Source organism: Nonomuraea sp. NPDC005650 (genome assembly GCF_040605375.1).
Classification (GTDB): Bacteria; Actinomycetota; Actinomycetes; order Streptosporangiales; family Streptosporangiaceae; genus Nonomuraea.
This window is the reverse complement of record NZ_JBEXCR010000007.1, coordinates 72,805-86,084: the sequence shown is the minus strand read 5'-3', so window position 1 is coordinate 86,084 and position 13,280 is coordinate 72,805. Positions and strand designations below refer to the sequence as shown.

General features: G+C 68.5%; 15 protein-coding genes and 1 pseudogene. 6 read left to right on the top strand and 10 right to left on the bottom strand.

What is annotated here, in order from left to right; genetic code table 11:
- Positions 1 to 26: 26 nt before the first annotated feature.
- A complete protein-coding gene (locus ABZS69_RS13800; RefSeq protein WP_355370874.1) occupies positions 27 to 770 on the top strand; it encodes a hypothetical protein in 744 nt (247 codons plus the stop codon).
- 11 nt (positions 771 to 781) lie between these two features.
- On the opposite strand, the gene ABZS69_RS13795 is transcribed toward ABZS69_RS13800, so the two are convergent.
- From ABZS69_RS13795 to ABZS69_RS13780, 4 genes are all read right to left on the bottom strand, one after another.
- On the bottom strand, positions 782 to 1,558 hold the full coding sequence (locus tag ABZS69_RS13795; protein WP_355370871.1) for a hypothetical protein: 777 nt from the start codon (positions 1,556 to 1,558) through the stop codon (positions 782 to 784).
- 123 nt (positions 1,559 to 1,681) lie between these two features.
- On the bottom strand, positions 1,682 to 2,815 hold the full coding sequence (locus tag ABZS69_RS13790; protein WP_355370868.1) for a hypothetical protein: 1,134 nt from the start codon (positions 2,813 to 2,815) through the stop codon (positions 1,682 to 1,684).
- A gap of 246 nt (positions 2,816 to 3,061) precedes the next feature.
- Positions 3,062 to 3,478, bottom strand: coding sequence for a VOC family protein (locus ABZS69_RS13785; RefSeq protein ID WP_355370865.1), 417 nt, complete (start codon positions 3,476 to 3,478; stop codon positions 3,062 to 3,064).
- A gap of 27 nt (positions 3,479 to 3,505) precedes the next feature.
- Complete coding sequence (locus ABZS69_RS13780) at positions 3,506 to 4,204, bottom strand: C39 family peptidase (protein ID WP_355370862.1); 699 nt, start codon at positions 4,202 to 4,204, stop codon at positions 3,506 to 3,508.
- Between the two features lie 235 nt (positions 4,205 to 4,439).
- Between ABZS69_RS13780 and ABZS69_RS13775 the strand changes: the two genes are divergently transcribed.
- A complete protein-coding gene (locus ABZS69_RS13775) occupies positions 4,440 to 4,889 on the top strand; it encodes a lamin tail domain-containing protein (RefSeq protein WP_355370860.1) in 450 nt (149 codons plus the stop codon).
- A gap of 116 nt (positions 4,890 to 5,005) precedes the next feature.
- A complete protein-coding gene (locus tag ABZS69_RS13770) occupies positions 5,006 to 5,560 on the top strand; it encodes a YceI family protein (RefSeq protein WP_355370857.1) in 555 nt (184 codons plus the stop codon).
- Positions 5,561 to 5,966: 406 nt separating this feature from the next.
- Here ABZS69_RS13770 and ABZS69_RS13765 read toward each other — a convergent pair whose 3' ends face one another.
- Positions 5,967 to 7,130, bottom strand: coding sequence for an acyl-CoA dehydrogenase family protein (locus ABZS69_RS13765; protein ID WP_355370854.1), 1,164 nt, complete (start codon positions 7,128 to 7,130; stop codon positions 5,967 to 5,969).
- Positions 7,131 to 7,255: 125 nt separating this feature from the next.
- Here ABZS69_RS13765 and ABZS69_RS13760 point away from each other — a divergent pair, with 125 nt between their 5' ends.
- A complete protein-coding gene (locus tag ABZS69_RS13760) occupies positions 7,256 to 8,569 on the top strand; it encodes a UDP-glucose/GDP-mannose dehydrogenase family protein (protein WP_355370852.1) in 1,314 nt (437 codons plus the stop codon).
- A 90-nt stretch (positions 8,570 to 8,659) separates the two neighbouring features.
- On the opposite strand, the gene purE is transcribed toward ABZS69_RS13760, so the two are convergent.
- Positions 8,660 to 9,142, bottom strand: a complete 483-nt coding sequence (purE, locus tag ABZS69_RS13755; RefSeq protein ID WP_355371628.1) for a 5-(carboxyamino)imidazole ribonucleotide mutase — start codon at positions 9,140 to 9,142, stop codon at positions 8,660 to 8,662.
- A gap of 88 nt (positions 9,143 to 9,230) precedes the next feature.
- The gene (locus ABZS69_RS13750) at positions 9,231 to 10,379 is read right to left on the bottom strand and encodes a 5-(carboxyamino)imidazole ribonucleotide synthase (RefSeq protein ID WP_355370849.1); all 1,149 of its coding nucleotides are present in this window, start codon (positions 10,377 to 10,379) and stop codon (positions 9,231 to 9,233) included.
- Between the two features lie 281 nt (positions 10,380 to 10,660).
- On the opposite strand from ABZS69_RS13750, the gene ABZS69_RS13745 reads away from it, so the two are divergent.
- A complete protein-coding gene (locus ABZS69_RS13745) occupies positions 10,661 to 11,143 on the top strand; it encodes a GtrA family protein (RefSeq protein WP_355370847.1) in 483 nt (160 codons plus the stop codon).
- On the opposite strand, the gene ABZS69_RS13740 is transcribed toward ABZS69_RS13745, so the two are convergent.
- Both ABZS69_RS13740 and ABZS69_RS13735 read right to left on the bottom strand, forming a co-directional pair.
- Positions 11,127 to 12,014 (bottom strand): HAMP domain-containing sensor histidine kinase, encoded by an 888-nt coding sequence (locus ABZS69_RS13740; RefSeq protein ID WP_355371625.1) that lies wholly within the window; start codon positions 12,012 to 12,014, stop codon positions 11,127 to 11,129. The two genes, ABZS69_RS13745 and ABZS69_RS13740, sit on opposite strands and share 17 nt — an antisense overlap.
- Positions 12,015 to 12,125: 111 nt before the next feature.
- Positions 12,126 to 12,266, bottom strand: a pseudogene (locus ABZS69_RS13735) (two-component sensor histidine kinase); the annotation flags it as partial.
- Here ABZS69_RS13735 and ABZS69_RS13730 point away from each other — a divergent pair.
- Complete coding sequence (locus tag ABZS69_RS13730; protein WP_355371650.1) at positions 12,213 to 12,386, top strand: hypothetical protein; 174 nt, start codon at positions 12,213 to 12,215, stop codon at positions 12,384 to 12,386. The pseudogene ABZS69_RS13735 and the gene ABZS69_RS13730 sit on opposite strands and share 54 nt — an antisense overlap.
- A gap of 24 nt (positions 12,387 to 12,410) precedes the next feature.
- On the opposite strand, the gene ABZS69_RS13725 is transcribed toward ABZS69_RS13730, so the two are convergent.
- The gene (locus ABZS69_RS13725; RefSeq protein ID WP_043620820.1) at positions 12,411 to 13,079 is read right to left on the bottom strand and encodes a response regulator transcription factor; all 669 of its coding nucleotides are present in this window, start codon (positions 13,077 to 13,079) and stop codon (positions 12,411 to 12,413) included.
- Positions 13,080 to 13,280: the final 201 nt, after the last annotated feature.

Sequence of the window (13,280 nt, the reverse complement as noted above, 5' to 3'; positions counted from 1 at the left end):
GGGGAGCGCTCGGCCACCATGGCGGCATGAGCATCTCCATGAGGCAAGTCATGGTGTCAGGGGCGACGCTGGCGGCGGCGCTGGCGTTGACCGGGTGCAAGGTGGACCTGGACGCCGAGGAGGTCCGCACCGCGCAGTCGTTCCCGTTCACGGGCGCCGCGCTGAAGATCGACGCCTCCCTGGGCGGCGTGCGTGTCCTCCCGGGCACCGGCGGGCGCGTCGAGGTGGAGCGGTGGGTGCGCGGCAAGGCCGCCGACGACGGCAACGCCACCTGGTCCCTGCGGGACGGCACCCTGCGCCTGAGCGCGAACTGCAGCATGGTCTTCGGCGACTGCGGCGCCCGCTACCACGTCAAGGTCCCGCCCGGCGTGCCGCTGTCGATCGAGGCCGACGACGGCGTCATCCTGAACGGCCTCGCCCAGGACGTGGACGCGGTCAGCCGGGACCGCATCCAGGTCTCTGGCGCCACCGGGAAGCTGCGGCTGCGGAGCGAGGGCCCGATCACGGGCGAGGGGCTGAAGTCGCCGAGCGTCCGGTGCCGGACGGCGGACGGCGCGATCGACGTGTCGTTCACCAGCCCGCCCACCGCCCTCGACCTGCGCTCCAGCGACGGCCGGGTGACCGCCACCGTGCCCAAGGGGACGTACGCGATCACCGCCCGCAGCACGGACGGCACCGAACGCTCGGAGCCCGAGCACGACGCCAAGAGCCCCAACACCATCAAGGCCGTGAGCGGCTCCGGCGATGTCCGCATCCTCCAGGCCGGGTGACCCGGCGCCGCTCACTGCCAGATGGCGGCGTACAACCCGTTCTCGGCGTTCACCTGGACGGGGGCCAGCCCCTTGGCCCTGAGGTCGTCGAAGCGCTTCTGGAAGCTGGCGGAGGTCATGTCGATGTAGTGGGCCCAGGACTTGACTCCGTCCTTGCGCCACACCGCCGTGTACGTCCCGTCGGGCGCCACGGCCACCTTGACCGGCCGGAACCCCTGCTTCTTCTTGGCGTAGAACGCGGCCTCGTGCTGCCGCCTGGACTTCCCGTACGTGTAGTACCAGGCCCCGCCCTTGTTGGCCGTCCACACGCCCACGTACCGCAGGTCGTCCGGGGTGCCGTACACGTCGACCGAGGCCAGCGCGAGGCCCTGGGCGGTGGCCCGCTTGTTGGCGGCGCCGAACTGGGCGGGGGTGAGGTTCGACCTGGCGAAGAACTTCCCGCGCCGCTTCTCGAAGACGGCCGTGAACACCGGCGCGTCACCCGGCCCGGTGGCGGAGACGGAGACCGGCTGCGCCCCCTCCTTCAGCCCCTGGTCGAACCGCTGCTGGTACTCCTCGGCGGACATGCCCTGCCAGATGCCCCAGTTGGCCGGCGACCCGCCCTTGACCCACACGGCCGCGTACCGCTCGCCGTCGGAGACGTTCACCGTGACCGGGTGGAAGCCCTGGTCCCTGAGCTGCTTGACCCGCGCCACGCTCTGCTCGGCGGTGAGGCCGTGGTAGGCGACCCAGGCCGGACGCGCCTGCGCGCCGGCCGCGGGCGCCACCACGGCCATCGGAGCCGTCATTCCGATCAGTAAGGCAGCGATCTTGCTCGTGGTCCGCATGACCCTCCCATGCAGGATTCGTACAGGTTCGTGGGTTTCGGACCGACCATAACAGCCTTAACTGACAACCCGCTGGAGCTCCGGTCAGCCGACCTTCTCGAACGGGGTCGGTGTCTGGCCCGTCCAGCGGAAGAGCTGGGCGTGGCTGGTGTACTTGCTGACCCCGCCCTCCGTGACGGTCCCGGACTTGGACACGTAGTAGCGTCCCCCGCCCAGCGAGATCAGGCCGTACTCGCCGCCGAACTCCCAGCCCCGGACCCCGGAGGCCTCGTGCTGGAGTCCGCCCGGCGCCAGCGCGAGCAGCCGGCCCCGCTCGGCCTGCGGCTGCCCGACGATGTCGCCCTCCCTGGGCCGCTCGCGGCCGTCCACCATGAAGAAGGAGTAGTTGGGGAACTGCGGCTTCTTGCCCTTGTACACGGCCATCATCCAGTTGCCCGTGAAGTCGTCGTACTCGAGGTTCTGCACGCCGTAGGTGGTGTTGCCGGTGTAGGCGAAGTACTTGCCGTCGACCTGCTCGGGGCCGCTCTTGTGCGGGTCGCTCTCGGTGAGCGGCTTCTCGTACTTCTTCCACCGCTCGATGTCGTACTGGAGGAGGACCTGGTGGTCGTTGTCGTCACGGGTGGTGTTGGAGTAGATCCCGTACGCCACGGTCAGCAGCTGCTTGCCGTGCCTCTTCCCGAACTCGGGCCCGAAGGACACGCCGTCGATGCCGCTGCACCCGTACCGGTGATCGGCGGTGTTCCCCACGTTGCCGTCGAACTTGCCGTCGCCGTTCATGTCGGCGGTGTAGTCGGCGACGACCTCCTTGAGGTAGACGGTCTTGACGACGTCACTGGTCTGGGCGTCCATGCCCATGCTGGTGATGCGGTCGACGTCGAAGATCGCGATGTAGAACGACTCCTGCTCCTTGTACTCGAGGGAGCCGTACACCCGGCCGTCCTTGGCGTTGAAGTCCAGATCTCCGAGGTGCCCGGTGAAGCCCGTCACCGAGCCCACGGGGTTGCCCTTGAGGTCGGTCTTCACGAGGACGTTGGTGAAGGAGAAATACATGTACCCCTTGCGCTCGTCTATGGCGATCCCCTGGACGTGCCCCTCGGTCCAGGCGCCGCCGTAGATCTCGTTCGGCAGCTCCCGCGGGCGGTTGTCGGCGGAGGCGGGGGCGGCGAGCAGGCCGAGCGATGCGGTGGCGGCCACGGCGAGCGTCAGGACTTTGCGCATGTTGCGGTACCCGTCTTCAGTTAGGGATCAGACCGAAACCTGACGGTATACCGGACGAATGCCGTTGTCTGACATATGACTGAACTAAGGGTGAAGTCACCTCAAACTACCCATTCAGCCCCCTAAGGGCGATACAGCCGCTCCAGCCCCACCAGAGCCACCCGAGGATCCTTGCCCCACTTGGCTTCACCGAACGACAGGATCCGCCGCGGCTTCCCGGGCTCCTGCGCGGCCGGCGCCACCACGTCAACCTGGGGTGTCGAGAGCGACCAGTTCGACCTCGAAGCCGTCCCGGTCCTCCAGGTAGGCGGCGTAGTGCTGGTCCCCGCCCGCGTAGGGGTGGCGATCGGGGAACATCAGCGTCCAGCCGTTCGCGGGCGCCTGCTCGGCCAGCGCGTCCACCTCGGCGCGGCTGCCCACATGGAAGGCCAGATGGTTCAGCCCGGGGCGGCGGCGGTCGTGCCGGTCTGCGCTGAGCGCGGGCGACTGCTCCAGCACCAGGTACGTGGCCCCCAGCCGCCAGCTGCGACCGTGCTCCCAGTCCTGGTGGAGGGTGTAGCCGAGCGCCTCCAGCAGCCACCGCCAGCTCTCGACGGCCCGCGGCAGGTCGGGCACCCAGATCTCGACGTGATGCAGCAGCCCGGTCGTGGGCTCCCCGCTCATCCCGTAACCCCCTCCGCCCGCGTCACCTCAGAGCTTGGAGACGAAGTACATGTTGCCGCCCGGCTGGAGGATATCGGCCAGGACGGAGGCCTTGACGGTGTGGGTGCCGCCGGTCGGCTTCCACGGGTCGTACACGGTGATGCTGCCCGCCGTCTTGTCGTAACCGTAGGCGATGATGGCGTGGCCGACCTTGGTGCCCTTGATCTTGCCCTTGTTCCAGGGCAGCTGCTCCATCCACACCGCGAGCACCGGCGCCCGGTGCAGGTCCCCGATGTTTCCCGAGACCCGGTTCATGAGCACGAGCGCGTTGCCGTCCGCGTCGGTGGGGATCGTGAACTTGTACCCGCGCGACTTGACGTAGGCGTTGACCACCGGCAGGGCGTTCGAACCCTTGGTGCCGGCGGCGGCCGTGGTCTTCATCTTCTTGGCAAGGGTCGACTGGCTGACCTTGACGCCGAAGGTCGACAGGCTCATCGACGACGAGGCGGGGACGCAGAAGTAGTTGGTCTCCTGCCGCTGGCCCTTGAGGCTGAGCTGGTACTTCAGGGGCGCGAACAGGCCCTTGGGCGACGCGGTGGCGGTCGGGGTCGGGGCGGCGGAGGGCGAGGGGCTGGGGGTCGGAGTGCTGGGGGACGCGTAGGCCGGCGAGGCGGCGGTGAAGGCCAGTACGCCCACGGTCACGGCTGCGGTGAGGGCGGCGCCGGTCCCCGCGCTGCGGTTCTTCACTTGATCACTCCACACGTGCACACAGGGGGATGACAGTAGTCAGGGACCGTAGTTGATATGCCAAGGGTGTGCAAATAGTGGCGCATGGTGACATAGGGACATTTGGTGTGCTGGGCCCCGGATCGGCGCATGTCGCGGAAGTGGCCGGATGCGGACGCCGGTGATCGCCAACCCGGCCGTCACGGCGACCGTCTCATTGATGTCACGTTCCATCACCAGTCAAGTGGAGCCCGCAGTGCTCAAGCGTCTCCTCGCGGCGATCGGCGTCACCGCCGTGGCCCTGCCGTTGGCCGCGACGTCCGCCCAGGCCGCCACCCCGGTCGTTCAGATCGTCAAGGTGTACTACGACTCGCCGGGATCGGACCGGGGCGGCAACGTCTCGCTCAACGGCGAATACGCGGTTCTGCGTAACATGAGCAGGCAGAGCATCCAGCTCGCGAACTGGATCCTGCGCGACAAGACCGGCTACAAGTTCATCTTCCCCAGCTTCACCCTCAAGCCCGGCAAGTCGGTGACCGTGCGCTCGGGCCAGGGGAGCAACACCGCGACCACCCTGTACTGGGGGCGCAAATGGTACGTCTGGAACAACGACGGGGACACGGCTGGCCTCTACCGGGGCGGCGACCTCAAGAAGATCGACGTTTGCGCCTGGGGACGCGGCGGCATCTCCACCACCTGCCAGTAGCGCCACCGCGGCAGCATCTCCACCGCCTGCCAGCAGTGCCGCCTGGGCGGCATCTCCTGCACCTGCCGGTAGTGCCACCTCGGCGGCTGACCCGCCGTGCGAGTTAGCCTGACAAGGTGAGCATCACCGCTGGTAGCTACACGTTCGGCCCCGATTCCGGCCGGATCTTCATCCATACGACCCGTACCGGGCTGGGGGCCAAGGCGGGCCATGATCTCACCATCGAGGTCACCCGCTGGCACGGCGACGCCACGATCGACGCCGCCTCCCCGGCCGGCTCCTCGGTCACCGTCGAGGTCGACGCGGGGTCGCTCGAAGTTCGGACCGGGACCGGCGGCGTCAAGCCCCTCACGGACTCCGACCGCGAGGAGATCGGGCGGATCATCCGGGAGAAGATCCTGCACACCGACCGCCACCCGACGATCACGTTCCGGTCGTCACGGGTCGACGGGACCGCGGAGTCGTTCCACATCGAGGGCGACCTCACCATCGCCGGGACCTCCCGGCTGGTGACGGTCCAGGGTCTGGTCGCCGATGACCGCGTACGGGGCTCGGCGGTCATCGTGCAGTCCCGGTGGGGGATTCGGCCTTATTCGGCGTTGTTCGGCGCGCTCAAGCTGAGCGACGAGGTCGAGGTACGGCTCGACGTCGGGCTCGCGGTGAAGGGTTGAGCGCTAGCCGGGATCGCCTCCCGGGCTCACGCAAGCCGAGGTGCGGCTAGAGACGTCCCTTGGCCCTGCGCTTGATTTCGGCTCTCCGAGGTCCGGTGACAAGGATCATGGGGCCGACCCCATCACAACCAGAACCTCGCACTGGCCTCAGGGTCTCCCCCTTGGCCGAGCTTTCTCTCCGTGGCTCGCGTGCTCAACGAACCGGCGAAGCGGCTTTTGGCTGGGGGTTTGGGGGGCCGCGCCCCCCAATGTCACAGCCCGAGCCCTCTTGGCGCGAAGCGCCCCCATGTGAGGACCACGCTTTTGGGGCGGGGGTTTGGGGGGTCGCACCCCCCAATGTCACAGCCTGAGCTTCCTTGGCGCGAAGCGCCCCCTTGCGAAGGCCATGCGTTTCCCCTCAGGGCTGCTATTTGAGGAGTTGGCGGGCCATGACCATGCGCTGGATCTGGTTGGTGCCCTCGTAGATCTGGGTGATCTTGGCGTCGCGCATCATGCGCTCCACCGGGAAGTCCTTGGTGTAGCCGTAGCCGCCCAGCAACTGCACCGCGTCCGTGGTGATCTCCATGGCGGCGTCCGAGGCGGCGCACTTTGCCGCGCTGGACAGGAAGGTCAGGTCCTTCTGGGGCTCGCCGTTCATGGCGCGCTCCGACTTGGCGGCCGCGTGGTAGGTGAGCTGGCGGGCCGCCTCCAGTTTCATGGCCATGTCGGCGATCATGAACTGCAGACCCTGGAAGTCGGCGATCGGGCGGCCGAACTGGCGGCGCTCCTTGACGTAGCCGATGGCGTAGTCGAGGGCGCCCTGGGCGATGCCCAGGGCCTGGGCGGCGATGGTGACGCGGGTGTGGTCGAGGGTGGCCAGAGCGGTCTTGAAGCCGGTGCCCGCGGCTCCGACCATGCGGCCGGCCGGGATGCGGACGTCCTCCAGGATCACCTGGCGGGTGGGTGAGCCCTTGATGCCGAGCTTCTTCTCCTTCGGACCGAAGGAGACACCGTCATCGGACTTCTCCACGACGAAGGCGGAGATGCCGCGGGCGCCCGCCGACGGGTCCGTCACCGCCATCACCGTGTAGTACTCCGAGACGCCGGCGTTGGTGATCCACATCTTGGTGCCGTTGAGGACGTAGTGGTCGCCGTCCTGGACCGCCCGCGTCCGCATCGAGGCCGCGTCCGAGCCCGCCTCCGGCTCCGACAGGGCGTAGGAGAACATGGCCTCGCCGCTGGCCACCGCCGGCAGGTAGCGGGACTTCAGCTCCTCCGAGGCCGACAGCAGGAGCGGGACCGTGCCCAGCTTGTTGACCGCCGGGATCAGCGAGGACGACGCGCAGGCGCGGGCCACCTCCTCGATCACGATCACCGTGGCCAGCGCGTCCGCCCCGGCGCCCCCGTACTGCTCAGGGATGTGAACGGCGTGGAAGTCGGCCGCGACGAGCGCCTTGTAAACCTCCCAGGAGAACTCCTCGTTCTCGTCGGCCGCCGCGGCCTGCGGGGCGATCTTCTCGTCGGCCAGGGCCCGGACCGTCTCCCTGAGCATGTCGTGCTCTTCGGCGGGGGCGTACAAGGGGAAGCTCATACGTCAGATATTAGGAGGTCCGACCATCTTGTTACCAGTCAGTACCGTTTGCGAACAAGTGCAGGTGGCACGTACGAGGTAGCGAGTCCCGGTAACATGCCTGCGCGATCGAAAGGAGCTCACTCGTGCCATATCGCCTCACGGTGATCGGGACCGGATACCTGGGCATCACCCATGCGGCATGCATGGCTGATCTCGGATTCGACGTCCTGGGCCTGGATATCGACGCCGACAAGGTCCGCCGCCTCAACCAAGGGGAGCTCCCGATCCACGAGCCCGGGCTCGAACCCGTGCTCCGCCGCGGGCTCGAATCCGGCCGCCTTCGTTTCACCACCTCGTACGAGGAAGCCGGCGCCTTCGGCGACGTGCACTTCGTCTGCGTGGGCACCCCGCAGAAGCGCGGCGAGTACGCCGCGGACGTCACGTACATGGACAACGCGATCGAGTCCCTCGCCCCGTTCCTCGACCGCCAGTGCCTGGTCGTGGGCAAGTCCACCGTGCCCGTCGGCACCGCCGAGCGGCTCGCGGACAAGCTCGCCCGTCTCGCGCCCGCCGGAGGGCAGGCCGAGCTGGCCTGGAACCCCGAGTTCCTGCGGGAGGGGTTCGCGGTCGAGGACACCTTGCACCCGGATCGCATCGTGCTCGGCGTTCGCACCGAGCGAGCGGAGAAGGTGCTGCGTGAGGTTTACGAGCCGCTGGGCGAGGTTCCGTTCGTGGTGACCGATTTCGCCACGTCCGAGCTGGTCAAGACCGCCGCCAACGCGTTCCTGGCCACCAAGATCTCGTTCATCAACGCGATGGCCGAGGTCTGCGAGGCCGCGCACGCCGACGTCAAGCAGCTGTCCGAGGCGCTGTCGTACGACGACCGGATCGGCGGACGGTACCTGAACGCGGGCCTCGGGTTCGGCGGCGGCTGCCTGCCCAAGGACATCAGGGCGTTCATGGCGCGGGCCGGCGAGCTGGGAGCGGACCAGGCGCTGACGTTCCTGCGCGAGGTGGACGCCATCAACCTGCGGCGGCGCGCCCGCATGGTCGATCTGGCCAGGGAGCTGGCCGGAGGCTCGTTCCACGGCTGCACGGTGGGCGTGCTGGGCGCCGCGTTCAAGCCCAACTCGGACGACATCCGCGACTCCCCCGCGCTGGACGTCGCCGTGACCATCGGCCACCAGGGCGGACAGGTCACCGTGTACGACCCGATCGCGCTCGTCAACGCCCGTAAAGCCCACCCCGAGCTGAACTACGGCGAATCAGCCCTCGACGCGGTACGCGGAGCGCACGTGGTGCTGCTGCTCACGGAGTGGCAGGAGTTCGTGGAGCTCGATCCCGAGGAGCTGGGGGCCGTGGTGGCGACCCGGCGCATCGTGGACGGGCGTAATGCCCTCAACGCCGAGACGTGGCGGTCCGCCGGATGGCACTACCGCGCCCTCGGCCGCCCCTAGCCCCTAGCTAGCCTCAAGCTCCTAGCCCCACCCACCTGCGTTCGACCAGTCAGCTGGATCCCCCGAATCCCGCAGCCTCGGCACCCCCCGTCACAACCCGAGGTCCGCGGCCTCCGCACGAAGCTTCTCGCCCTTGGCGTACGCCTGCTCCTTCAGCCGCGCCTGAAACTCCTCCATCCGCTCCCTCAACCCGGGATCCGACGCGGCGAGGATGCGTACGGCCAGCAGCCCCGCGTTACGGGCCCCGCCGACCGCCACCGTGGCCACCGGCACCCCGGCGGGCATCTGGACGATCGACAGCAGCGAGTCCATCCCGTCGAGGTACTTCAGCGGCACCGGCACCCCGATCACCGGCAGCGGCGTGACGGAGGCCAGCATGCCGGGCAGGTGCGCCGCTCCCCCGGCCCCGGCGATGATCACCTGGAGGCCCCGGGAGGCGGCCTGGCGGCCGTACTCGATCATCTCGGTCGGCATGCGGTGCGCGGAGACCACATCCGCCTCGAAAGGCACGCCGAACTCGGCGACCGCCTCCGCGGCGGCCTTCATGACCGGCCAGTCGGAGTCGCTCCCCATGACGATCCCGATGCTCACGATGCCGCCTTCGTCGGCATCGTGAGCATCGAGATGCTGCTGTGTCCCATTGTTCGTTCGCTTCGCTCTCTCACGTGTACTCCCCGGTGGTGAGGTAGACGGCGGCGTGGCGGGCGCGGGCGCGGACCTCGTCGAGGTTGGAGCCGAGGGCCGTCACGTGGCCGATCTTGCGGCCTGGGCGCACCTCCTTGCCGTAGAAGTGCAGCTTGATGCCCGGATCGTGGGCCAGCACGTGCTCGTAGCGCTTGAACAGGTCGGGCTCCTCGCCCCCGAGCAGGTTGGCCATGACGACGACCTGGGCGGTCATCTTGGGCGAGCCGAGCGGCAGGTCCAGCACCGCCCGCAGATGCTGCTCGAACTGCGACGTCGTCGAGCCCTCGATGGTCCAGTGGCCGCTGTTGTGGGGGCGCATGGCCAGCTCGTTGACCACGAGTCCGTTCGGCGTGTCGAAGAGCTCGACCGCGAGCAGCCCGGTCACGCCGAGCTCGTCGGCGATCTTCAGGCCGATGCGCTGCGCCTGCGCGGACTGTTCGGGGTCCAGCCCGGGGGCGGGCGCGATGACCTCCACGCAGATGCCGTCCTGCTGCACGGTCTCCACGACCGGGTAGCTGACGCCCTGCCCGTGCGGCGAGCGGGCGACCAGCACCGCGAGCTCCCGCTCGAACGGCACGAACGCCTCCGCCAGCAGCTCGACCCCGGTCGCGAACGCCTCGGCGACCTCCTCGGCCGACCGGCACACCCACACGCCCCGGCCGTCGTAGCCGCCGCGCACCGACTTCAGGACCATCGGCCAGCCGTGCTGCTCCGCGAAGCGCGTGGCCTCTTCGGCCGACGACACGCGTGCCCACGCCGGGCACGGCACCCCGATCGCGGTCAGCCGCTCGCGCATGACGGCCTTGTCCTGGGCGTGCACGAGGGCGTCGGCCCCGGGGTGGACGGCGTGGCCGGCCTCGGTCAGGGCCCGGATGTGCTCGGTGGGCACGTGTTCGTGGTCGAACGTGATCGCGTCGCAGCCCTTGGCGAACTCGCGCAGATCATCAAGATCGCGATAGTCTCCGAGGCGCGTGTCGACGATCACGCGTGCGGCGCTCTCCTCCGGCGTGTTGGCCAGCACCCGCAGCTCGACCCCGAGCGCGATGGCGGGTGGCTGCGACATCCTGGCCAGCTGGCCTGCGCCGACGATGCCGACGACCGGCCCGATGGGGCTGTAGGAACTCACGCCAGGTGAGCTTACCGGGACGGACCGACTTTCCCGGACCGCCCCGGGCTGGGCGGCCGTTCCGGGTCACCTTCGCAGGCACGACCGCCCAGCGTTCCGCTCCGCCCGCGTATGCCGGGTCGCGGGCGATGTGCATGGCAGCGTAATGCCCAGCTGTCTTAAATGTCGGGCATAGGACGATATTTCTAAGTGGTAAGTTCACCAGCCTGACGTCGCCCCTACATGGCGGCCGGTACGCTGAGTTGGGTCAGGCTCGACGAAGGAAGGGACCGAGCGGAGACGTGGACTTCGTAAAACGCCTCTACGAGCGGTTCTCCTCCCTTGTGCACGAGCTGGCCAAGTTCGGCAGCATCGGGGCCGTCGCCTTCCTGATCGACTTCGGCCTCCTCAACCTCTGCAACGTGGTCCTGGGCTTCGGCCCGCTGACCTCCAAGGTCGTGGCGACGACGATCTCCACGACCTTCGCCTACATCGGCAACCGCTTCTGGACCTTCCGGGACCGCGACCAGAGCGGGCTGGGGCGCGAATACTTCCTGTTCTTCCTGCTCAACGGCATCGCGCTGCTGTTCGGCATGCTGACGATCGGCTTCACCACCTACACGCTCGACCGGCACGACGCGCTCAGCATCAACATCGCCAACATCGTGGGCGTCGGGCTGGGCACGCTGTTCCGCTACTGGTCGTACAAGAAGTGGGTGTTCCTGGAGGCCACCGAGCCGATCCCGATGGAGCTGCCCGAGACCGGGGTCAAGCAGGACCGCTGACCACCCGGGTCCTGGCGCCGTCGTCCTCCGCCGGGCGCAGGAAGATGGCGAACGTCGCCGGGCGGCGCCGTACCAGCTCGAGTCTGCCGCCGTCGGCGGCGGCCAGCGCGCGGGCCAGCGTCAGCCCGAGGCCGGTGCCTCCGCCGCCGCTGACGTTCCGCTCGAAGATCTTGGGGGCGATCTCGTCGGCGATGCCCGGGCCCTCGTCGGCGACCTCGATCACCGCGTAGTTGTCACCGCTGGTCGTGGTGACGGTGACGTCGCCGCCGCCGTGGCGCAGGGAGTTCTCCAGCAGGGACGCGATCACCTGGCCGAAGCCGCCGGTGGTCGCCATCGCCTTCAGGCCGCGGGAGCCTTCGAGCCGCAGGACGCGGCTCGCCTCCCGGAACACCGGCTCCCACTCCCTGATCTGCTGGATGATCACGTCGTCGACGGCGACCGGCTCGGCCTGGGCGTGGCGCTGGCGCCGGGCCGCCGCCAGCAGCTCGTCGATCACGGCGGTGAGCCGCTCCGCCTGCACGATCGCCGCCTCGCCCTCCTCGCGTACGACCTCAGGCTCGTGCGCGGCGGACACGATCTCCTCCAGGCGCATGGTGAGACCGGTCAAGGGGGTGCGAAGCTGGTGAGAGGCGTCGGTGGCGAACTCGCGCTCGCGGGTGAGCAGGTCGGAGATGCGGGTCGCGCTGCGGTCGAGCACCTGCGCCACCCGGTCGAGTTCGGGGATGCCGTAGCGGTGTTTGCTCGGCCGGGCGTCTCCGGAGCCCAGCCGCTCGGCGATCTTCGCCAGGTCCTGCAGGGGCAGCGTCAGCCGCCGGGACTGTACGACGGCCAGGCTCACGGCCACCGCCAGGGCGGCGACGGCCAGGGCCACGATGAGCAGCAGCCGAGCCCGTACGTCCTGCTCAACCTGGTCACGATCACGACTTATACGGACATAGACGCCGGTGTTGGTCTGCGCGTCCTCGGTCATCAGGTGACCGGACGCCGGCGCGGTGCCGACCACGGTCACCCGTAGGGGGGTTCCGCGTTCCCAGATCTGGATGTACCTGCCGGGATACTTCTGCTCCAGTTGCTGGGGGTCGAGCGGAGTCTCCTGGACGCGGGCGTACTCGACCTCTCCCACGAGACGCTTGGCCTCCGCCCCGAGCTCCTGAGCCGCCTCGTCGACGATCAGGCGGCTGACGACGACGCCCAGGGGGACCCCCAGCAGCAGAACCGCGATGACCGCGACGACCAGGGTTGAGGAGAGCAGTCGGCGGCGCATCTCCTACTCGCGTTCGAATCGGAAGCCGACTCCCCGGACGGTCGTGATGTAGCGCGGCTTCGCGGCGTCGTCACCGAGTTTGCGGCGCAGCCAGGAGATGTGCATGTCGAGGGTCTTGGTCGAACCCCACCAGTTGGTGTCCCAGACCTCACGCATGATCTGCTCCCGCGTCACCACCTTTCCGGCGTCGCGAACGAGCACCCGCAGCAGGTCGAATTCCTTCGTGGTCAGATGCAGCTCCTTTTCCCCCATCCACGCGCGGCGGGAGTCGGCGTCTATACGCACGCCCTGGACGACCGGAGTCTCGGAAGTGCCGCGCCGGAGCAGCGCCCGTACCCGGGCGAGCAGCTCGGCCAGCCTGAACGGCTTGGTCACGTAGTCGTCCGCCCCGGCGTCGAGGCCGACGACGGTGTCCACCTCGTCGACGCGAGCGGTGAGTATCAGGACCGGAGTGCCGTGGCCCTCGGCCCGAATGCGACGGGCCACTTCCAGACCGTCCATTTCGGGCAGTCCAAGGTCAAGAACGATGAGATCGATGCCGCCCGACAGAGCCCTTTCCAGGGCCTGCGGGCCGTCGGGGCTCACCTCGACCTGATAGCCCTCACGGCGCAATGCACGCGCGAGCGGCTCGGAGATCGAGGTGTCATCCTCGGCGAGAAGTACGCAGGTCATGAAGCGATCGTAGGACCTTAAGCGATCGTTTCCCGGGCACAGCGCGCGGTTTGACTCGCAGTTGACCTATCCATTGACCTGGGCAAACGCGGCTAAATATCGGTTAGTCGGGATTAAATTACCGCGATTGCCGGGAATCAAAAGCAATGGAAGTCCTCGGCCCCCGCCGGTCGCGAAAACAAACAATGTTGTTAACGTTGT

Bases quoted from the DNA above. Each gene is read 5' to 3' on its own strand.
- ABZS69_RS13785 (WP_355370865.1), bottom strand. From the start codon at position 3,478: ATGAGCGGGGAGCCCACGACCGGGCTGCTGCATCACGTCGAGATCTGG.
- ABZS69_RS13765 (WP_355370854.1), bottom strand. From the start codon at position 7,130: ATGAGCTTCCCCTTGTACGCCCCCGCCGAAGAGCACGACATGCTCAGG.
- ABZS69_RS13725 (WP_043620820.1), bottom strand. From the start codon at position 13,079: ATGACCTGCGTACTTCTCGCCGAGGATGACACCTCGATCTCCGAGCCG.
- ABZS69_RS13790 (WP_355370868.1), bottom strand. From the start codon at position 2,815: ATGCGCAAAGTCCTGACGCTCGCCGTGGCCGCCACCGCATCGCTCGGC.
- ABZS69_RS13800 (WP_355370874.1), top strand. From the start codon at position 27: ATGAGCATCTCCATGAGGCAAGTCATGGTGTCAGGGGCGACGCTGGCG.
- purE (WP_355371628.1), bottom strand. From the start codon at position 9,142: ATGGGGAGCGACTCCGACTGGCCGGTCATGAAGGCCGCCGCGGAGGCG.
- ABZS69_RS13795 (WP_355370871.1), bottom strand. From the start codon at position 1,558: ATGACGGCTCCGATGGCCGTGGTGGCGCCCGCGGCCGGCGCGCAGGCG.